This is a genomic window from Affinundibacterium seohonense (assembly GCF_014284305.1).
Taxonomy (GTDB): domain Bacteria; phylum Pseudomonadota; class Gammaproteobacteria; order Burkholderiales; family Burkholderiaceae_D; genus Undibacterium; species Undibacterium seohonense.
This window is the reverse complement of the sequence record NZ_JACOFW010000004.1, coordinates 185,785-206,161: the sequence shown is the minus strand read 5'-3', so window position 1 is coordinate 206,161 and position 20,377 is coordinate 185,785. Positions and strand designations below refer to the sequence as shown.

18 protein-coding genes are annotated in these 20,377 nt (G+C 47.7%); 14 read left to right on the top strand and 4 right to left on the bottom strand.

All coding sequences use genetic code 11. The features are described from left to right. Positions 1-43: 43 nt before the first annotated feature. The gene (locus H8K52_RS05715) at positions 44-2,332 is read right to left on the bottom strand and encodes a catecholate siderophore receptor Fiu (protein ID WP_222613692.1); all 2,289 of its coding nucleotides are present in this window, start codon (positions 2,330-2,332) and stop codon (positions 44-46) included. A 379-nt stretch (positions 2,333-2,711) separates the two neighbouring features. On the opposite strand from H8K52_RS05715, the gene H8K52_RS05710 reads away from it, so the two are divergent. The 10 genes from H8K52_RS05710 (at position 2,712) to H8K52_RS05665 (ending at position 10,844) form a co-directional block, all read left to right on the top strand. After that, on the top strand, positions 2,712-3,392 hold the full coding sequence (locus tag H8K52_RS05710) for a Fe2+-dependent dioxygenase (protein ID WP_186921927.1): 681 nt from the start codon (positions 2,712-2,714) through the stop codon (positions 3,390-3,392). Positions 3,393-3,566: 174 nt separating this feature from the next. Beyond that, positions 3,567-4,202 (top strand): PepSY-associated TM helix domain-containing protein, encoded by a 636-nt coding sequence (locus H8K52_RS05705; protein ID WP_186921926.1) that lies wholly within the window; start codon positions 3,567-3,569, stop codon positions 4,200-4,202. A 245-nt stretch (positions 4,203-4,447) separates the two neighbouring features. After that, the gene (locus tag H8K52_RS05700) at positions 4,448-4,960 is read left to right on the top strand and encodes a DUF2271 domain-containing protein (RefSeq protein ID WP_186921925.1); all 513 of its coding nucleotides are present in this window, start codon (positions 4,448-4,450) and stop codon (positions 4,958-4,960) included. Between the two features lie 42 nt (positions 4,961-5,002). Further along, positions 5,003-5,836 carry a DUF4198 domain-containing protein gene (locus H8K52_RS05695; protein WP_186921924.1) on the top strand — a complete coding sequence of 278 codons (834 nt, stop codon included), beginning with the start codon at positions 5,003-5,005 and terminating at the stop codon, positions 5,834-5,836. 114 nt (positions 5,837-5,950) lie between these two features. After that, the gene (locus H8K52_RS05690) at positions 5,951-6,988 is read left to right on the top strand and encodes an FAD:protein FMN transferase (protein ID WP_186921923.1); all 1,038 of its coding nucleotides are present in this window, start codon (positions 5,951-5,953) and stop codon (positions 6,986-6,988) included. A 162-nt stretch (positions 6,989-7,150) separates the two neighbouring features. Next, a complete protein-coding gene (locus H8K52_RS05685) occupies positions 7,151-8,485 on the top strand; it encodes a sulfite reductase subunit alpha (protein ID WP_186922004.1) in 1,335 nt (444 codons plus the stop codon). Positions 8,486-8,604: 119 nt separating this feature from the next. Beyond that, complete coding sequence (locus H8K52_RS05680) at positions 8,605-9,357, top strand: substrate-binding periplasmic protein (RefSeq protein ID WP_186921922.1); 753 nt, start codon at positions 8,605-8,607, stop codon at positions 9,355-9,357. A 112-nt stretch (positions 9,358-9,469) separates the two neighbouring features. Next, positions 9,470-10,051, top strand: a complete 582-nt coding sequence (locus tag H8K52_RS05675) for a DUF7010 family protein (protein WP_186921921.1) — start codon at positions 9,470-9,472, stop codon at positions 10,049-10,051. After that, on the top strand, positions 10,048-10,461 hold the full coding sequence (locus tag H8K52_RS05670) for a DUF4431 domain-containing protein (RefSeq protein ID WP_186921920.1): 414 nt from the start codon (positions 10,048-10,050) through the stop codon (positions 10,459-10,461). The genes H8K52_RS05675 and H8K52_RS05670 overlap by 4 nt, the downstream gene beginning before the upstream one ends. Positions 10,462-10,526: 65 nt before the next feature. Then, the gene (locus tag H8K52_RS05665) at positions 10,527-10,844 is read left to right on the top strand and encodes a hypothetical protein (RefSeq protein ID WP_186921919.1); all 318 of its coding nucleotides are present in this window, start codon (positions 10,527-10,529) and stop codon (positions 10,842-10,844) included. A gap of 4 nt (positions 10,845-10,848) precedes the next feature. Here the strand turns inward: H8K52_RS05665 and H8K52_RS05660 are convergent, their stop codons facing one another. Then, entirely contained in the window at positions 10,849-11,271 is a 423-nt protein-coding gene (locus H8K52_RS05660) for an Lrp/AsnC family transcriptional regulator (RefSeq protein WP_186921918.1), read from the bottom strand. Positions 11,272-11,468: 197 nt separating this feature from the next. Between H8K52_RS05660 and ctlX the strand changes: the two genes are divergently transcribed. The 4 genes from ctlX to H8K52_RS05640 all read left to right on the top strand — a co-directional run bounded on the left by ctlX (position 11,469) and on the right by H8K52_RS05640 (position 18,586). Continuing rightward, the gene (gene ctlX, locus H8K52_RS05655; RefSeq protein ID WP_246464302.1) at positions 11,469-12,392 is read left to right on the top strand and encodes a citrulline utilization hydrolase CtlX; all 924 of its coding nucleotides are present in this window, start codon (positions 11,469-11,471) and stop codon (positions 12,390-12,392) included. Positions 12,393-12,586: 194 nt separating this feature from the next. Further along, a complete protein-coding gene (locus tag H8K52_RS05650; RefSeq protein WP_186921917.1) occupies positions 12,587-14,314 on the top strand; it encodes an SH3 domain-containing protein in 1,728 nt (575 codons plus the stop codon). After that, complete coding sequence (locus H8K52_RS05645) at positions 14,308-15,855, top strand: hypothetical protein (protein ID WP_186921916.1); 1,548 nt, start codon at positions 14,308-14,310, stop codon at positions 15,853-15,855. The genes H8K52_RS05650 and H8K52_RS05645 overlap by 7 nt, the downstream gene beginning before the upstream one ends. Before the next feature lie 409 nt (positions 15,856-16,264). Continuing rightward, complete coding sequence (locus H8K52_RS05640; protein WP_186921915.1) at positions 16,265-18,586, top strand: methyl-accepting chemotaxis protein; 2,322 nt, start codon at positions 16,265-16,267, stop codon at positions 18,584-18,586. A 21-nt stretch (positions 18,587-18,607) separates the two neighbouring features. On the opposite strand, the gene H8K52_RS05635 is transcribed toward H8K52_RS05640, so the two are convergent. Next, entirely contained in the window at positions 18,608-18,760 is a 153-nt protein-coding gene (locus tag H8K52_RS05635; RefSeq protein ID WP_186921914.1) for a hypothetical protein, read from the bottom strand. Continuing rightward, a complete protein-coding gene (locus tag H8K52_RS05630) occupies positions 18,760-20,349 on the bottom strand; it encodes a phage tail sheath family protein (RefSeq protein WP_186921913.1) in 1,590 nt (529 codons plus the stop codon). The genes H8K52_RS05635 and H8K52_RS05630 overlap by 1 nt, the downstream gene beginning before the upstream one ends. Positions 20,350-20,377 lie beyond the last annotated feature (28 nt).

Genomic DNA, 20,377 nt, shown 5'->3' with positions numbered 1-20,377 from the left:
TATTTAATCAAACTGACTATGGCTTGCGTCCATCACGCGCTGATTAGAACAAAACATTCGCACTCAAATTGAATGTGCGTGGCGCACCAACGGTATAACGCGCACCGCTGTTATTTAAGGTGCTCACGTAGGCTTTGTCTGTCAAGTTGGCAACATTAAATTGCAAACATAAATTGCGATTCACCTGATAGGATGCGACCGCATCAGCAACCCAACTGGAAGCAATATTTGGCATGTTTTGCACAGCCAGATTTGCACTAGGATCGATCACACGTTTTTGCTCTGAGGTATAACGTAAGCCGCCACCAATCGTGAAGGCAGGCGTTATCTTATAACTACTCCACAAAGTTGCTGTCAGATCTGGAGACCAACGTGTTGCTGCTCCAGCGGCATTATTGCCAGTTGAACCTTGCAATACCTTCGTCTTCATCGTTGCGGCACCTGCTGTAACTTGCCAATCTGGATTGATTTGTCCGACCACACCAATTTCAAAACCTTCTACACGACGCTTACCAAACTGGGCAAATGCATTCGTCACGCTATCAACTTGGACGATTTCATTGGTGCTGTCAGTCCGGTAAAACGCTGCCGTCAATGATAAAGATTTATCTAACAGATCCCACTTAGTACCGAGTTCCAAATTAGTGGTTTTTTGTGGATCAGCTAATGGACCATTGACATTGTTTGCGGCACTGCTCAATGAAAAATTTGAGCTGCCAGGTGGCGTTAAGGATGTCGCATACACGCCGTACAAACGACCATTTTTCGCGACCTTATAAACTGAACCCAGTTTCCAACTTAAGAGATCATCGCTCTTCGTTACTTTTGCAGGAATCAAAGTCCCCACTGGCAATGTCGGATTCGCTGCGGCTGTCGACAGGCTGACCGTACGTGTTTCCGTGTTATAACGCTCATAGCGCAAACCTGTGTTCAATTGCCACGCATCATTCAAGTCAATCGCATCGAATATGTAAAGTGCGACAGTCTTGGTTTGACCTTCTGCCGTTGCACCATTTTTCACAGGGACAGGCAAGCTCACATTAGCATCTGGCTTATACAGATTGGCAGCAGGAACTACGACACCAGTTGGTACCGCCAGCGTGTTTGTATTTTGCTTCTCCATCAACAGCTCGACACCCGCTGATAAGCTGTGCTTCAAGCCTGCAGTATCGAAGCTACTATTGATACTCGTTTGGTTAGCGATGATTTCATTACTTTGATCTAAACCTTGACGGGAACGAGCCACTGTCCAAGTATCTTGCGCACCAGTTGCCGTTAGACCGTTGATCCCTGTCACCACACGCTTCATCGAAGATTGACCATAGCGTGTGATATTGCGCAATACCGTCGTGTCATTCAAATCAAATTCAAATTTTGCCGTAGCCATATCCGCTTCTACTTTTTCGAAGTCATTGACGCTACCGTAGAAGTTTTCGCTATCGACCTTAGGTGCATTCAACAATAAAGTGCTCGCGTTGTAAAAGCCCTTTAAGCCAACTGTAGGAATACCACCATCAGGCACATTGTTTTGACGAATGTGTTGCGAATAAAAGTAAGCACGTGATTTTTGCCCCAAACCGACCGCAATTGAAGGTGCAATGCCATAACCGTTACTTTCAACCTGATCACGACCCGCTACGCCACCGTCTTGCTTGAATACGTTTAAACGCACAGCAGTTGTATCGCCGATCTTACGATTGATATCCGCGGTAACACGCTTGTTATTGCCATTATTGATGCTTGCTGTGCCACTCGTCACATCGTCCAACATCGCTGCTTTAGAGGCGAGATTAATATAGCCAGATGCTGCACCACGACCAACGTCTGCGCCTGCTGGCCCTTTAACCACTTCAACTTGCTCAACATTGAAGGTGTCACGCGTAATCGCACCGAGATCTCGTACGCCATCAACAAACACCGAAGATTGCGTTGCGAAACCACGCATTTGGAATGTATCGCCCGCCGCCGTATTGCCATTTTCGCCCAACTGCATCGTGATACCCGGCGTATTGCGCAAAGCGTCCATCAAGTTGTAAGCGCCTTGTTCTTGCAGGAGTTCTTTTTTGATGACCGACACCATCTGTGGCGTTTCCAAAAGTGGTTTCACCAATTTGCTTGAGCTAGATACTTCTGCTTTGTATGGAATATCTTGCGCGCCCTGCACTTTAATTTCAGGCAAAGCATTTTCTTTTTTGCTTTGCTCTTGCGCGCTCTTCTGCGTTTCAGTTTGTGCGTGCACGGATAACGGCGCTGCCATAACCGCGAGTGCGATCAGAGTATGTTTGAACTGAACCGTATTTGTTGGATGTTGACGACTACGAATATATGCCACAAGAATTCTCCGGTTAGGAATATAAAAAATAAAAAAAAGGAAATCAATCAAACAAGTCATTAATGAACATAAAACGCCGGAATCACCGCATTTACATGTTATTGGCGCATGTTTCGATTAAATTGAAAGGAGAAGGCTGGCTAGTGAGAACCGCTTGGAGTGAACAGTTTCGATGGCTGGCAGAAATCAATAACGCAAATAATAATCGTTCTCATTTTGATTTGCAACAAGTAAATGAGAATGATTCCCATTTACTTTGCAAGAAAGATTGATTAGAATGCTCATCAATGACTAAAGCAAGCGCTCGATACATTCACCAGAACAGTGTTGAAAGCATTGCTGGCAACAGCAAATCACTTATTTATACGGATTAATCATTATGATGTTGCACATCCCCGGCGTTCTCACTTTGGATGAAGTGAATTATTTACGCCAACGGTTACAGGAAACGAACTGGGTCGACGGCAAACAGACGGTTGGCGCACAAGGCGCCTTGGTCAAGCAGAACCGTCAATTACCCGAACACGCCGAAATATCAATAAAGCTGGGGCAAATGATATTGGCAGCGTTAAAGAAGAACCCTATTTTTTATTCTGCCGCACTGCCGCTACGCATCGTACCGCCATTGTTTAATGCTTATGCAGGCGGCGAACATTATGGTTTGCATGTCGATGGCTCGATTCGTCAAGTCCCTCATGCTGACTACACTTTACGCACCGACGTGTCTTCTACTTTGTTTTTATGCGACCCCGATGAATATGATGGTGGCGAACTTGAAGTCATTGATACCTATGGCGCGCACGAGGTCAAATTGCCTGCTGGCGATTTGATTTTGTATCCATCAACCAGCTTGCACCAAGTGAAACCCGTGACACGTGGCGTTCGCGTTTGCTCCTTCTTCTGGACGCAAAGCTTGATCCGTGACGATGCGCGTCGCAACATGCTGTTTGAGATGGATCAACATATACAAAGTTTGCGTGGCCAAATCGGTGATAGCACAGAGGTATTAGGCTTGACTGCGCAGTATCATAATCTCATTCGCATGTGGGCCGAGACTTAATCACCGTTGTCTTCGTTGATCTAGTCAGTGCCTTCCACTGCTTGGTAACAATGCGATACAAATCAATTGCACAATTTTTTTCCAATTGAGAATGATTCTCAATTAAAATAAGGTTTCTTCGTTAGTTAACTTCTTGCTGTCACTAGCAAATTACGATTTCTTAGTATCTAAAACGTGTCTACTCCTCAACAACAACGCGCTTTTTGGCTGCGTCATTTACATAACTGGCATTGGATCAGCTCCGCGATTTGTTTAATCGCGATGATCCTGTTCGCTGCAACTGGTTTTACTTTAAACCATGCTGCAGATATTGAAGCTAGCCCCAAAACTAGTCAAAAGACTGGTCAAGTTCCAGCGAGTCTTTTGCAGCAACTCAATGCTGAAGTAACACAACGCAGCCAAAAGAACGTCGATACCAGTCTGCCCGCAAGCATGGTGCAATGGCTGGAGACACAACATCATATCGATGCAGCTAACAAAGCAGCAGAGTGGTCGCCCGAGGAAATCTATGTCGCTCTTCCACGTCCAGGTGGCGATGCATGGTTGCGTGTTAATTTGGAAGATGGCGCACTTGAATATGAAAAAACGGAACGTGGTGTGATCGCTTATTTAAACGACCTACACAAAGGCCGCAATACCGGCAAAGCATGGTCATGGTTCATTGATATTTTTGCCTTAGCATGTTTAATCTTTTGTATCACCGGTTTATTTCTACTCAAGATGCATGCGAGTAATCGACGTCTAACTTGGCCGCTCGTGGTTGCGGGCTTAGTCGTCCCGATGATCCTCAGCATTATGTTTATTCATTAGGCTTATTGATTCAATTTGCTCAAAAGATTAGATGGTTTTTATTTGTATTTGCCAGCCGATGAGTGATCGTCACGCCAGCGATTTGTTTTAATTGCTTGATTGTTTTTTTGACGGTAATCCATCCGTTTTATCGATTCAAAAATACATGACAGCGCATGAATCGAAACACCTTATTCTTCAGGTATCGCAATCATGAATTGCAAAATTTTTTAAATAATCAGAACTACTATTATCGAGGTAAATTTATGCAAAAAATACTTCCCTTCGCTATCAGCACTTTACTCGGCACATCGGCGATGGCAGCGGAGTTAGTTGTGAAAGTTGAAGTTCCTAAACTCAACGTCGCAGAATATCACCGCCCTTATGTCGCGATCTGGGTTGAACGTCCAGACCAAAGCTTTGCGGCGAATCTATCTGTTTGGTACGACCTGAAAAAGCGTGATAACGAAGGCGCAAAATGGTTAAAAGATATGCGTCAATGGTGGCGCCGCAGTGGTCGCGATGTCTCGATGCCAATAGATGGCGTTAGTAGTGCGACACGGATTGTAGGTGAACATACACTCAATTTTGCGAGCGACAAAACGGCATTGGCTAAACTGCCAGCAGGTGAATACAACTTGTTAGTCGAAGCAGCGCGCGAAGGTGGCGGACGTGAAGTGGTCAAAGTTCCATTCACGTGGGGCGGCAAAGACGGCAAGTTGGCTTCAGCGCAAGGCGATCATGAGTTAGGCAAGATTTCGGTACAAGTTAAACCATAATCGTATTCAACTAAGACAATCATTTAATCAAGGATTTTTTCCATGAAACTCTTCACAACGAAAACTCGTCAAAGTTTGTGCCTCGCCTTAGTTGCTTGCATGCCCCTACTGGCGCCATTAGATGCATTGGCGCATCGTCAATTTATCGTTCCAACTTCCACTGTCGTGAACGGCAAAGCACCGTGGGTGAGCTTTGATGCAGCGGCGGCGACGGATGTGTTCTTCTTTGATCACGTTGCCATGAATCTCAATAACTTGGTCATCACTGCAGCTGACGGTTCTAACATCAAAGCGGAAAATCAAAGCAGCGGAAAATTGCGTAGCAACTTTGATATTCGCGCAGAATTGCCAGGCACGTACAAAATCAGTGTCGTGAATGATGGCATCAATGCGAGCTACAAAGAAAATGGCGCACCAAAACGTTGGCGCGGTTCCGCAGAAGCCTTCGCAAAAGAAGTACCAGCGAATGCCGAGGATCTGCAAGTAAGCCACAATCAAGGGCGCGTGGAAACTTTTGTGACCAACGGCAAACCAAACAATACGGCATTAAAGCCAACGGGTAAGGGTTTGGAATTAAATCCAATCACGCATCCAAATGATTTGGTGAATGGTGACGAAGCAAAATTCCAATTTTTAATCGATGGCAAGCCAGCGGCGGGTGTGAAAGTGACTGTCATCGCAGGTGGCATTCGTTACCGTCAAAAACTCGATGAGCAATTACTGACTGCTGATAATGAAGGCAAAGTAAGCATCAAATGGCAAGGCGCAGGTTTGTATTGGATGCAAGCGACTTTTGGCGATACCAAATCTAGTATTCCAGGCGTCAAAGAACGTCGCGCAAGCTATGTCGCTACTTTAGAGGTTATGCCAGACTAATTTCATACTCTCCCAAGAGTCGCGTGTCGGTATTCCCCCCCCAAGTGTACTGGCACGCAAACAACTTTCTCCCTTCATCTTGTCTCTGAATCCTCCTTACCGAACATCGTGACTATGCCGCAACCGAGCGCATCGCAAACCAGACAACGTCAGGTCTTATTACCGCTAACGATGCAGCGACCAAATCAGCCAAATGCCCAAGCGCAGTTACATGATCTGCGCGGATTCACCATGGGCACAACTTGGCAGGTACAGTGCTATGCCGATGCTTCCATCGATGCGCATAAGTTACAGGCGGGCATTCAAGCAGAGCTCGATCAAGTTGTTGCGCAAATGAGTCCATGGGAAGTCGATTCCGATATCACGCGCTTTAATCTCGCACCAGCCAATAGCTGGCATGTCTTACCAAGCGAGTTTTTCAAAGTCTTACAACATAGTTTGTTTGTCGCTGAGCAAACTGGTGGCGCGTACGATCCCAACATCGGGCAACTGGCGAATTTGTGGGGCTTCGGCCCAGCAGGCAAGATCAATGCAACACCTGATGTGATCGCCATTCAGGACGCTTTACAAAGCGGTAACTGGCAACAGATTCAAGTCAACAAAGACAAGCACAGTGTGCGTCAAACCGGACACATTCAACTGGATCTGTGCTCGACTGCCAAGGGTCTTGGTGTCGATCAAGTCGCCCGCTATTTGCAACAAATGGATATTACTAGTTACTTAGTCGAAGTCGGTGGCGAATTACGCGGCCTCGGGTGCAAACCCGACGGGCAACCTTGGTGGGTAACATTAGAAGATGTCACTCAACAAGAGCAAGAACCCAGCCATGTGGTCGCCTTACATGGTTTGTCGATCGCCACATCCGGCGATACCAATCGCTACTTCATGTATGAAGGTAAGCGCTATTCTCACACCATCGATCCACGCACGGGTTATCCGGTAGAACACGGTGTCGCGGCGGTCACGGTACTCCATGCAGAATGCATGATCGCCGATGCGCTGGCGACGGCGATGACCGTCATGGGTTTAGACGCGGGCATGCAATACGCCAAACAACTGCATGCCGCGGCACGCTTTGTCGTGCGCGAAGAACATGGATTTCGTACCCACATGAGTCCAGCATTCTTGGCCATGATGGATGATGACTGTTGAAATACCAGATAAAAGATATTAGAAAAATACGCCGAATTACTCACCATGCCGTCACAACATAAATCGCCACTATTTACGCTCGGTCTGCTGATCGCTATCGCCATCAGCGTCCTCTGTTTGTTCGCGCCGCTAGAACAATATCTGAGCACACAACTAGCCCGTATGAGCACGGTAATCAGCCTCTTAATCAGCTACAGCCTATTCTATCTCTGGATACAACAAGGACACAAAACCCATCGTCAAACACTCGGAACCAAACAAGCCCTTAAAGCTGACGACATCCTGATTATCTACGCCAGTCAAACTGGCTATGCCGAACAACTCGCCCAGCAAACCCAAGCCAGCTTGCAACAAGGTGGCATGCAAGCGCATCTATCCGACATCAGTCAGATCGATGCACAGCAACTACAACAAGCACACAAAATTCTCTTCATCGCCAGCACCACAGGCGAAGGTGATGCGCCCGATAGTGCCGTCAAATTTAGCCGTCACATTCTCAGTCAATCGCTCTCACTCTCACATTGCCGCTATGCGATCTTGGCACTCGGAGATCGCAACTACCAAGCCTTCTGCGCCTTTGGACATCAACTCGATCACTGGCTGCACCAACAAGGCGCACAAAGATTGTTCGATACGGTCGAGGTTGATAATGGTGACGATGGCGCACTACGTCATTGGCAACATCATTTAGGTGTACTCAGTGGTCACACCGATCTCGCCGATTGGCATCAAGCGCAGTACGAAACCTGGACTCTGACCGAGCGCCGATTACTCAATCCCGGCAGCCAAGGCAATCCCGTTTATCAACTACGTTTAAGCCCGCCACAAAAGAGCGATTGGCAAGCCGGTGACATCGCCGAAATTTTGCCACGACGCCCTGGCATCGACAGCACACTGCCGCACAGAGAATATTCGATTGCCTCCATCCCACAAGACGGCGCGGTCGAACTCATCGTCAGACAAGCGCAGCAGGCCGATGGCAGCCTAGGGTTAGGTTCAGGCTGGCTCACGCACTTTGCCGAACTCGGCAGCAATATAGAAATGCGCCTACGCAGCAATCGCAGCTTTCATCCGCCCAGCAATAATTGCCCGCTGATCTTGATCGGCAACGGCACCGGCATCGCTGGCCTGCGCGCGCTGCTAAAACATCGAGAGCAACATGGCCAACAGCAAAACTGGCTACTCTTCGGTGAACGTCATCGCGCTCACGACTATTTCTGCCAAACAGACATCGAACAATGGCAAAGCACAGGCGTCTTGGCCAAACTTAACCTCGCCTTCTCACGCGATCAAACACAACGCGTGTACGTCCAAGATCAGTTACGCGAACAAGCCCCCGAGCTATGTAACTGGGTCAAGCAAGGTGCTGCCATTTACGTCTGCGGCAGCTTAGAAGGCATGGCGGGCGGCGTTGATCTTGCTCTGCGGGAGTTATTGGGAGATGCCGTGTTAGAAAAGATGCGTGAGGATGGCCGCTATCGGCGAGATGTGTATTGAGTGTAAAGTTTGCCTATAGGGACAAGTTTCGTTATAGTTCATAGCAGAAAGAAACGATAAAAAGCAAAATCTCTAAGCTATCTCGCTTCTCATTCAAGAAACCGGGTAAATACGCAGCCATGGTCTTACTCAAACATCTCCTGATAACGGCCAGCTTACTGTGTTTGTCTACACAGACATTTGCACAAGATAAAACGCAGCCGGTCTTATCTCTTTACTGTGAAGACGATAAGCCTCTGCAATTTTATGACGACAACAAAAAATTAACGGGATTGACCGTCGAAGTCGTACAGGAAATTCAGCGACGTATCGGCAACACCGATCGCATCCAAGTCGTCCCGTGGTCACGCGGCATCGACAAATTAAACACAGTGCCAAATAGTTTCCTATTTACGATGGCACGCACACCAGATCGAGAACACCTCTATCAATGGATAGGGCCTATCCTATCGATCGAATATGGTCTTTACGTCAGAGCCGATTCCAAGATACAAATTCACAAGCTAGAAGACGCCAAAAAAATTGGCCTGATCGGCGTGTATCGGGACGACATCCGTGATCAGACGCTCACCAAGCTAGGTTTCACCAATCTAGACCGTGCTGGATCGGTGGCTTCTAGCTTCAAAAAACTAATGATAGGCAGAATCGCCGCCTACGCAGACGCCAAAAAAGGCGTACCCATCACGGCGAGTTTAGCTGGCTACAAAGCTACCGACGTCAAACTCGCTTACGACTTATTCAAAACGCCTTTATACATCGCCGTTTCAAAAAGCACAGATCCTGTGATTGTCGCGCAATGGAACACCACCTTGGACGATATGAAAAAGGACAAGACGTTTCTTAAGCTTTTGAAGAAATACAACGAAGAGTAAGCAGTGAAAACGAGATATCACTCATCAAGCCAAACACTTTTTTCGAACATCAATCGTGCGATTTCGTAAGATGAATCGCACCAATCTAACAAAAACCCAAAAAGATACCCCAATGAACCTAAGCCCCACCGAAGCACATCAACAAGAAATGCGTCACGCCCACTACGATGGCGCGCCAGGAGTCCTGGTCTCTGGTCTGGTTTGGATGACTGCCACGCTGGTGTGCTATCAGCTCAGTGTAGCGCAAGGTGTATGGGCTTTACTGATCGGCGGCGCTCTGATTTATCCGATTAGTGCGATGCTGACTAAGTGGCTCGGACGTCCGGCAGTAACCAGCAAAAGCAACGCCTTAAACCCATTGGCGATGGCATCGACTTTCTGGCTGATCGCATGCTGTGCGATGGCGTATGGACTTTTCCTATTGCGCCCCTACCTATTTTTTCCAGCAATGATGCTGACCATCGGATGTCGGTATTTTATCTTTGCCAGTGTCTATGGCAAACCGGTTTTTTGGATCATGGGAGCGAGCTTGGTGGCTGCTGGCTTAGCGTGCTTTTTCGCACAACTGGCACCGACGATGGCAGCAGCGATCGGCGGCCTCATTGAAATCGGCTTTGCTGGGTATATGTTCTCAACGGTCCGTCATGCGGTCAATAACACATCTTTAATTTCATCTAAGAAAAATCAGCTATGAAGCCTTTACTCGTTTTACTGTCCTTATTGTCCTCCACCTTTGCTTATGCAGAGGATTGTGTAAAGTATTCGGAACGTGTCACCATCCAAGGCAAACTCTCGCGAATGACTTTCCCAGAGCAACCTAACTATGAAAGTATCAAGAACGGCGATCGTCCGGCGAGCTACTTCTTTATCACCACGCCCAGCAATTTATGTTTATTAGCTGGACAAAATGAATTGGAACCAGCGGAACAAAAAATAAAAACCATGCAATTGATTTTCGCGGGCGAAGCCAAAAAAGCCTATCAGACTTTGAGGGCTCAATTGAACAAAACCGTCATATGTACTGGTAGCTTTATGCATGCCTCCACTGGGCATCACCATTCTGCAGTGCTGTTCATTGACAGCGAATGTAAGGTCCTCAAATGAACAAGATAAAGCGTATCGATGCTTGATATCACACCAGAAAAATAAGCGTACATCACGTCCAAACGATGGATAAAGAAGACTTGATCTATGGGATCTACGGCCTGACGAATCTGGCTTACATACTACTCATGGCGCGCATGTTTCGACGACAAATTCGAAGGCAACAATGTACCGTCAAAACTGCTGGGGTTCGATATACGTTATTCAGTCTGATTTTTGGTTTGGTAGGAGGTGGTACGCTGCTTTCAGCCTATGACTTTTTACGCCTAGGGTACGGACATGGAGAAGTCATCATCTTTATCGTCATGCTGGCCGTACTGACAAGCTGCGTCATTATCTTTATTGGCCGCATGTTAATTTCATGGACGAAGATCAGGTGGTGAAAGTTTAAATCTTCAAAGTTGACAGCAAAATATTCGTCTCCGAACCAGCGATGCCCTCGATGGTTCGGATTTTACCCAAAATCAAATTCAACACTTCCAAATTCTCTGCACGGATTTCGGCGATCACATCCCATTTGCCATTGGTGGTGTGCAGGCTATACACCTCCGGTAAGGCGCGTAATGCCTGCTGCACGGCATTGGCGTAATTGCCTTCGATGGCGATATTCATCATTGCACGTATCTTGTGTTGCAAAACGTCTGCTCTGGTCTTGATCGTATAAGCCAGGATCACACCGGCACTCTCTAATTTAGTCAGTCGCTTTTGTACCGTGGTCCGCGACAAGCGCAATTTTTTGGCCAACATCAAGACAGACATGCGCGCGTCTTCGCGCAAAAACTGCAGCAGTTGCTGATCGATATCATCCATATTGAATAGGCCTAAGGTCTGTGTTTTGGCAAGACTAAAGCAAAGCGGATGGCATCACAAGTGTGACTACGCAAACTGTAAAGGATGCGAGACAAAGTGCGAAGTTTTCAAACAAAACTGAGCAAACTGCGGACTATTCGTTGACATCAAAAAAACTCACAATAATTGGCTTTCCAACTCGATCGAAGCGAGCCACTATGTCAGCGCAAACACCCCATGCCGTCGTCATGATACGTCCACATCGTTTCTCTGTGAATCTCGAAACCTTGTCAGACAATATGTTCCAAAACCTCGACAGCGGGCTGACGGCAAACAAGATCGCCGTTCAAGCGTATGCCGAAGTCAGTCAAGCGATAGAGCAACTGCGCGCTCATGGCGTCACCGTGCATGTGATTGACGATCTGGGCGAACATGACACACCAGATTCGGTGTTCCCAAATAATTGGTTCTCGACGCATCATGACGGCAGCATTTATCTGTATCCGATGCTGTGTCACAACCGACGACGTGAAGTGCGACTAGATATTTTGGACTTCCTCGCGCAGCACTATCAGGTCAAACAAAGCATCGACCTGCGTCACTACGAAAATCAACAGCAGTTTTTAGAAGGCACGGGCGCCATCGTATTTGATCACCAGCAGCGTTATGCCTATATGTGTTTATCACAACGCGCCTCGCCACACGTGTTGCAAGACTTGTGTCGCAGCCTCGGCTATCAGACGCAAGTCATCAACGCGACCATGGATCACAGAGCAATCTATCACACCAATGTCATGCTAAGCATAGGCAGGAACTTCGCCCTCGTTGGATCAGAGACTATTCAAGATGAACAACAGCGCAGCACCTTACTGCGTCAACTGCGCGACGCTGGCAAAGACGTCATCGAATTAAGTTCTGCCCAAATTCGCAGTTTCGCCGCCAATGCGCTTGAACTCCAAAGTTCACACGGCACACTACTAGCACTCTCCACCACGGCATTAGCGAGTCTGCATGCAGATCAACGTCAGCGCCTGGAAAAACACACGCGCTTATTACCACTAGAAGTCCCCACCATCGAATTAGCAGGCGGCTCCGTACGATGCATGTTGGCGGGCATTCATTTGCCCACAAAGTCAAAATAAGTATCATCAGAATAAATTGCCGCCAGCGGCAACAAGCCAATTCTCCACTGCTACAATAGACCTTTCTGTAGTCGCTAGTAAAAATAGGGACTGGGCGCGATTGGTTAATTCTGCGCTGACAAGTATCCGAAAGCTTGATACCAACATCAAACCTAACAGCCGCCAATATCTATCCATTCAGCAGACAAAGACCAATGCCAAACCTGACTAGCATCTTATCTCTCTCACTACTTCCTTTGTCTCTACTATCCAATGCGAGCATGGCCAAGCCAGTCGAGCAACCACCTCGCTGGGTCAAAGTCGATGATGTCAGAGTTCGCAGCGGCTCTAGTGCGGAGCATAAAGTGCTTGGCACCTTACCACGTGGCGCCCATGTTATTTTGAAAGATAAAATCGAACACGATGGTTTTTGTCTGATTGAAGGCGATGGGCAATATGGTTATGTTGCCTGTCAATTTTTGAGTGCCGAGATCGTGGCACGCGCCAAATCGGGTGAGGCTGGCATCCCTATTGATCAACGCTGGGCGGGCGGCAATCCCTTAACGGTACGCGAAGCACCGCGTCAAGATGCCACGGTGGTGTCACGACTACATTTAAACAGTGTCGTCACCCTGATCCGCGAAGATGGCACCAGCGGCTATTGTGAGATTCAGACTGCGAACATCGCGAGTGGATTTACCGCCTGCCGTTACTTAGTCAAAACACCGGTGGTACTTGCCAACGTACGCGGCGATACTAGCCTCAGTCTACCCGCCTCACCTGACTACAATCCTGAACGCGCATTCTGGCTCACGCCCGGTTGGTGGCAACTAGAAGCCTATGTCAATTCAATCAAAGACAGTAAAACCAAAAAAGGCAGCAACGATCCCTGGCCGCGCGAGGAAGCACTAGAAAAAATGAAAGCCCATCTTGCACTCGGCATGTACGGAAGCAAACCGCGCGCCTATGTTGACTGGTCAGAGTTAAAACGCAAAGCAGCCCAAGACCTTGATCTGAGCCGAGAAGCCAATCGTCTATTACAAGTAAATAAAAAAGTCAGCGACGAACAATGGCGACGCCAAAATCAAATGGAACAGTTCGCCAGAGAATTACAAGGCACCTTGGGTCTCGAAATTCCACCACAAGACGCCAACAATAGCGACAGTGATCCTACGCATATCATCCGTCTGGTACGCGAATTAGAATTCGCCAGCGTCAAACCTTCGCTATTTCTCAAAGATAGTGAAATCGCACCACCACACGCTGGCCCGGAGGAACTAAGCGGTCGCTTTGGCATCATCTATCGTCAATTAGTCACACCGCGTCCTAAACCTAAAAAGGACGAAGGAGACTATAGCGGCCCCGGTCTGTATGACATGCTCAAGCGCACTCAAGCACTAGTGCGCTCAGTGCAATTAGTACGCCTATTCCGCGACGGCAAAATCGTCTCAGAACCGAGCGTGGCACGCAGCACAGAAACCCTGTGGCGTGAAGTCGATGAAGCAGAATGCGAAGGCTGGTCGCCCGGCTTTAGTTTTGGCGATGCAGACACCTCGCTCTGGCACTATTTTAACGAAGGAGCATCTCCCGAATTCAATCCCAACAGCTACCAAAAAGAAAGTCGCAAACGTAATCCAGAAGGCAGCGTGTATCAATTCTACCTACCTGTAAAACTAGACAACAACCAAGCCAGCATCACCAGTTTACCGCTCAAACTCGACCGCAAAAAAACAGGCTTCATCAGCGGCAATCATCTGTATTACGACCTAAATAAAGACGGCATCGCCGACATCGCGATATGGGAGGGCACCAGCAAAGGCCCAGGTCACATCGGTGGCACCACCACGACAGATGATCGCTGGTACCGTCTGACCTTAGTGAATATGAATGGTGCTTGGAAAATCTTGGGCAATGATAGCTTTGGCTATGGTTGCGGTTGTTAATTCTATCCAATGAAGCAACGGAGTCCATCATCGTACAATTGAGTCGCCTACAAAAATTTTCCTTGGTTTTGCTCACACTCTTGACCCTGCTATTCATTAGCCGTAAGGGCTTAATGGCGGGTGATTTTGATGAATATGTTTTGATGACGGTCGCCGTCGCCAATCATGTCACGCCAGAGATACGCAGCCAAGATATCGTCCAAGCCAAACAATTATTACCGCAACATGCGACCCGTTTTGACGAACTTGCCGAGGGCATGCAAACGCAGGCGCCTGTTCCCAAATACGGCTACTATCGCGCCAGCAATGGCGAAGTATTTGCCAGTCATTTTTTTGCATACTCAGCTGTCGCGGCCTTGCCCTACCTACTGTTTGAACAAATTGGCATTGCGCCAAGCGACTGCCTTTATTTTCTGAATCTGGCCTGCGTTTTTATCTTAGGAATCTGTCTCTTCCGTTTTTTTGATAGCGCATGGAAAGCCGCTTTTGGACTACTCTTATTTGCCAGCTGTGGTGGCCTCAATTATGTTTTATGGAGTAGCCCCGAATGCATGAGTGCAGCCCTGTTATGCGCTGGCCTCATTTTATTCGCTTTAGAATCACCGATCATCGCTGGCATGCTGATCGGTCTGGCATCCACACAAAACCCGCCTATCGTATTTGCGCTAGGATTGGCGCCGCTGTTCAAACTGATTTTAACTGATGAAGTGAACGCAAGTTTTGTCACCCGCTTACGAAGCGTTTTTACCAAGCGCCTGCTGCTTGGTCTAACACTAGGAAGCGTCCTATTTCTCGCGCCAATAGTTTTCAACTACTGGGCGTTCGGCGTACACAGTGTCATCGCCAGAGACTCTACCAGCACCGCATTCATCAGTTGGATACGACTGCACTCTTTCTTCTTTGATGTGAACCAAGGCATGATCATCGGTGCACTCGGCATCTGGCTAGGTTTGGCATGGCAGGTATTGACGAGCACACAGGCAGAAAAATGGCGCTCGTTCTTTTTGCTAATACTCGCCTGCGGCTTGTCCTGTCTCTTTGCATTGACCTCGCTGGTCGCAGGTAATTGGAATTCAGCCGCCATCGGCATGATGCGATATGCGTTCTGGGGCGCGATGCCGTTCCTGTTTGTTTTTCTGGTGTTGCTGCGAAAGCAGGTGGCGTGGGATCGACCGTTACTTTTGACCTGCCTACTGATACAAACCTTAGGCGTCGCCAGTGCCATCCAATACCGCTATCTCGAACATAGTCCACTTGCTAAATTTCTTCTCACACACAGCCCCAGTGTATACAACCCAGAAATAGAAATTTTTGCCGAACGCAGCCGCCACCAAGATGGCATCAGCTTAGACAAAAACAGCTTCTACGCCTTTGATCTACAAGGACAACATCACAAAATCCTAGCGCATCGTGACAATAAGCATCTGGCTATTCAATTATGCGGCACGCAAAAAATTGACTTAAGTGCCTTGCCGACTAGGGACGCTGGCAATGGCTGGTTTTATATCAATGGTGCAATGTCCTGCCGTGCGCAAGAATAAGCTACTAATTTGAGAACAAAGCCAACGGCACGATCGACAATACCAACGTACACAAGTACGTATTTACAACACACTCGCCTGACTCATCACTGTAATTTCACAAGCAATATGCATCGATCTAGCACATCGTCCATCGTCATAGCCGAGGTCCAAACCAAATCCACATAAAAGGCATTTGGCTCACGGATATTCTGACTTCCACCACACTTCAATCATCGATTCTCGAATCGCGGAGTCAGATAATTCTCGAATTTTTTTCGAGAAAAAACAGAATTCATAAAATAAAAAACGCAGAAAATTAACAACATTTAACAATCACCAGAAGCAAGCTTAACAATAATCAATATCTTAGACAAAAATTGCATTAAGGTAATACAATCAAAATTCCAGAAGGATTGAGAACCCATTTATGAAAAAAATCTACCATCTGCTCACTCACGCAAAAATCTGGTCACCTGCTTCGTCCTTCATGCGACAACTCAAGTTTCCGATGAAAATCGCACTGATTTCGATTGCTTTTTTGCTGCCGATATTTTGGATGTTTGCAAGTTACTACCTTGAAATCAGCAAGAGTTTACAGTTTGTCAAGCAAGAGAGATTAGGGACTCAGTACGCAAAGTCTGTTTATACCGCACTGGATCATGCAGCCACCTGGCGCTATCAAGTGAGGTCATCTGCATCAAGTTCCGCTGCCAACGAGGCAAAAGCTCAGTTTGAAGCAACATTTAAAGACTTAGAAAATCTGGACAAGAAACTAGGAAGCACCTTAGCGACTAGCACTCAATTAGAACAAACTCGCCAAAGCTTGATCCAAGCCCAATCTGACAAACTCAACGCCGAAGACGCCTACAAAGCACACACCGCGCTGTTCAATAGTCTGATCGGGCTACTCGATAAGACCACGGACGGTTCCGGCCTAGCGCTAGATCCTGATTTGCATTCCTACTATTTGATGAGTGCAGTGTTAATGCGTGGTCCGGAAGTCATTCGAAACACATCTCAATTACGCGGATTGGGACGCAATGCGCTCAATGCCAAACAAATATCGCCTCAGCAAGCAGCCGAAATTCAGCAACATCTTTCCGTCATGGAGCACGAACTTTCACTCGCCTTACGTGATTTAGAAAAAGTGAAGCAAATCGCACCAGCCTATTTCGCAAAAATAGAAACGAACGCGACTGAAGCCACTACGGCGTATGTTGCTGCGATCAAACGTGATCTACTCGCCAATCAAACAGAGCTAACGGCTGATACCGCCAACTATGTCTCCCTTGCTAGCAAAACTCTAGAAGCACAATTCCTTCAGGTTCAAAAAAACCTCGTGGTTCTCGATCAAATGCTCTTAGAACGAAAAGACAATCTCAGCCGCAATTTGTGGCTTACGTCTGGTATTTCGATCTTTGGCGTCCTGCTCGCTTTTTATTTATTCATGGGCTTCTATCGCTCGATGATAGGCGGATTTAAAAAGCTGCGTCGGCAACTTATTAGTATTTCCATGGGCGACTTGCGCGCCGATATTCAAGCTAATGGTAAAGACGAAATGTCTGGCTTGCTAAAAGAATTAGCGAACATGCAAAAGGCACTTCGAGATACCGTCAATCAAGTAAAATTGGCAAGCGATCAAGTGGTCAGCTCCAGCATGGAAATTGCCCAAGGCACGCAAGATCTGTCAGCCAGAACAGAAGCGGCCGCCAGCGCCTTAGAGGAATCCTCAGCGGCCTTAGAAGAAACAACCTCGACCGTGCAAATGACCGCAGACTCCGTCAAACAAGCCTCACATATTGCAGTCGAAAATGCGACAGCTGCCACCCGTGGTGGCAAAGTCATGGGCGACGTCGTCGTCACCATGGAAAACATTCAAGAGTCTTCCAAAAAAATTAGCGACATCATCAGCGTCATCGACGGTATTGCATTCCAAACCAACATATTGGCTTTAAATGCAGCAGTTGAAGCTGCACGTGCTGGTGAACAGGGTCGCGGCTTTGCGGTGGTCGCCTCAGAAGTGAGAGCGCTAGCTGCCCGTAGCGCGAATGCTGCAAAGGAAATCAAAGATTTGATTACGCACAGTTCGGCGCAGATTTCTTCGGGAACAATAGTCGTTCGCAACGCTGGCAGTGCCATGACAGAAATTGTACACAACGCCGACAAGATCAAAAATTTACTCGACGAAGTCGCAAATGGTGCGCGTGAACAAAGCCTCGGCGTCAGCCAAATCGGTGAGGCAGTCAGTGAATTAGATCGCAATACCCAAGCCAATGCGGCCCTTGTCGAAGAAACCGCCTCCGCCGCGAGATCTCAATGTAGCACCGCCATTCGTCTGGCTGCCCAAGTCGACGAATTCAGACTACCTGGCGCGCAAGCTTCCGAAAAAGTCGAAGGCATCGATATCGACGCTATCATCGATGGACATCGCCAATGGAAAGTCAAGTTGCGCGATGCGATTGAGAATGGTGAACATGTGGATGTCAAAACGCTCGTTCGTGATGACTGCTGCGCATTAGGCAAATGGATCTATGGCGACGGCCAACGATTAGGTGGGCGTCGAAGCTTTAAAGAACTACTCGAAAAACATGCTCGCTTCCACCGCGTTGCTGGTCAAGTCGGTGAACTCATCAATGACGGTCATTTCGACAAAGCCGAAGATGCCCTAGCTCACGGCACAGCATTCTCAACCGCGACCAGCGAGGTGGTTCTCATACTTTCCGGTGTCAAGCGACTAGGTTTCGAATAAATAGAAGCAGAACGTGCGTCGTCAATTACAGGCGGATTGACGACAAACCAAAGGCACCACAGCGACACCACCAACAGGATCAACATACATTTCTAGCGTGACTCGCCAGCTACGATGCGGATTTAGGAACTGCGTTGTGGTGCTTTCCATCTCATCACAAACAAACTTTAACATCATGAATCCACTGCTAATTGCTGCCTAAAGTTAATGACAATAAACTCTGCCGGATGCGTCACCGCGACAGCCACGCTCATAGTCATAACAGAGTCTAAAATATCTTCTGCTGTCATCGTTGACCCCAACCCACAGCGAACAACAAACGCATCAGCAGGACTAGCACCCTGCAAGCCACCTTGATTCCAAAGCGAATAGAGAAAATTCACAACCATGCTAGTCGCCGTCGCCCAAGTAGTCGCATCATTAGGAGAAAAAATCAAACTGTTCAAGCCAGACTTGATCGACTGCTCTATGTAAGTCATCGTGCGACGCACAGGTATATAGCGCCAATCCAAACTATTCCCGTCAAGCGTACGAGCGCCCCACACGAGAATTCCACGTCCATTGAATAAGCGAATCGCGTTGATGGATTTACCAGTCACTGCGTCCACATTTAAATTCTCTTGCTGCGTATCGGTTAATCGAATCGGCAAATCCACAGCACCGACGATACCGATATTGGCTGGTGCCTGCCACACACCGGACTGACTATCGTTGACGGTATACACACCCGCCATCGCCCCACTCGCTGGCAGGATGTTCGCATAGGCCAAGACCTCATTCATCAGCTGCTGATAGCTAGGACTAGCAGCCAACAACGCCGCTTGCAACTGATTATTCGTCATGGGATTGGCTGGCGGATTTTGTATCGCATTCAAAATAGCTGCCGCAGCGGGATTAGGATTCGATGGTGGATTTAAGAGCGCCGCCAATTGCGCGACATCGCCACCACATAAATTCGTAAAATCAATCTCAGCACTTTGCATGGTCGTGGTGCCAATGAATGGGTAATAGCAAACCCCAAAATTCAAACCGTGATTACCAGTCGCATTACGGAAATTCTCTATGTCATTCGTGTATAAAACGGGATCAGGCGTATCGCCACCGATAACATCAAAAATACACACTGCTGTTTGCATTTCTGAAGCCTGCAGCAAAGCCGTTTGCATCAGGGTCGCATTATCCGCCAAAGACAACAAAGTCGCCTCGGGGAACACATACATCGTCGGTTCCTGCTCATTTTTCAAAGCAGCCAAGCCAGTCGTCAAATCAGACAGCAAGGCATTCGCATTCACAGGTCGCACGCTAGGATCAGACAAAGGCGTCTTACTTGGCGCACCATAGGTACCGACCGAAACGATATAGGCACGCCCACCACCATTTTGAAAAAACAAGCGCAGGCTATTGACCATGTAATAAAGCGTATTCGGATCAGGCAAGATCGCATAAACCACGCCACCAAAATTCATATAATGCCCAACACTCGACAACGGCACATGCGGCGCTTGCGGGACCAGATAATACTCAGGCTGATACTGCTTCGCCGGATCAGCTGGCGGCATAGGATCATCCAGCAAATAGATCGCCGCAAACTCAGCATAAGAAGAAATCACCTGCGGCGTATTGAGGTAGGACTTGCCTTGATATTCTGCTTTGGGTGTGTAGCCGATGAAGGCTGGAATCGCGGTGGCGACTGGGACTATTGAATTGGGGAAGGCGTTGACTTCGTTGATGTAGACGCCTGGGGTTTTGTATTGTGTGACCATGGTTGTTGTACCTATCCTTTGATTAGAG

Excerpts from the sequence above, each read along its gene's own strand:
- H8K52_RS05630 (WP_186921913.1), bottom strand. The coding sequence starts at position 20,349 with ATGGTCACACAATACAAAACCCCAGGCGTCTACATCAACGAAGTCAAC.
- H8K52_RS05675 (WP_186921921.1), top strand. The coding sequence starts at position 9,470 with ATGAACCTAAGCCCCACCGAAGCACATCAACAAGAAATGCGTCACGCC.
- H8K52_RS05680 (WP_186921922.1), top strand. The coding sequence starts at position 8,605 with ATGGTCTTACTCAAACATCTCCTGATAACGGCCAGCTTACTGTGTTTG.
- H8K52_RS05700 (WP_186921925.1), top strand. The coding sequence starts at position 4,448 with ATGCAAAAAATACTTCCCTTCGCTATCAGCACTTTACTCGGCACATCG.
- H8K52_RS05695 (WP_186921924.1), top strand. The coding sequence starts at position 5,003 with ATGAAACTCTTCACAACGAAAACTCGTCAAAGTTTGTGCCTCGCCTTA.
- H8K52_RS05690 (WP_186921923.1), top strand. The coding sequence starts at position 5,951 with ATGCCGCAACCGAGCGCATCGCAAACCAGACAACGTCAGGTCTTATTA.
- H8K52_RS05665 (WP_186921919.1), top strand. The coding sequence starts at position 10,527 with ATGGATAAAGAAGACTTGATCTATGGGATCTACGGCCTGACGAATCTG.
- H8K52_RS05710 (WP_186921927.1), top strand. The coding sequence starts at position 2,712 with ATGATGTTGCACATCCCCGGCGTTCTCACTTTGGATGAAGTGAATTAT.
- H8K52_RS05685 (WP_186922004.1), top strand. The coding sequence starts at position 7,151 with ATGAGCACGGTAATCAGCCTCTTAATCAGCTACAGCCTATTCTATCTC.
- H8K52_RS05660 (WP_186921918.1), bottom strand. The coding sequence starts at position 11,271 with ATGGATGATATCGATCAGCAACTGCTGCAGTTTTTGCGCGAAGACGCG.
- ctlX (WP_246464302.1), top strand. The coding sequence starts at position 11,469 with ATGTCAGCGCAAACACCCCATGCCGTCGTCATGATACGTCCACATCGT.
- H8K52_RS05670 (WP_186921920.1), top strand. The coding sequence starts at position 10,048 with ATGAAGCCTTTACTCGTTTTACTGTCCTTATTGTCCTCCACCTTTGCT.
- H8K52_RS05650 (WP_186921917.1), top strand. The coding sequence starts at position 12,587 with ATGCCAAACCTGACTAGCATCTTATCTCTCTCACTACTTCCTTTGTCT.
- H8K52_RS05635 (WP_186921914.1), bottom strand. The coding sequence starts at position 18,760 with ATGTTAAAGTTTGTTTGTGATGAGATGGAAAGCACCACAACGCAGTTC.
- H8K52_RS05640 (WP_186921915.1), top strand. The coding sequence starts at position 16,265 with ATGAAAAAAATCTACCATCTGCTCACTCACGCAAAAATCTGGTCACCT.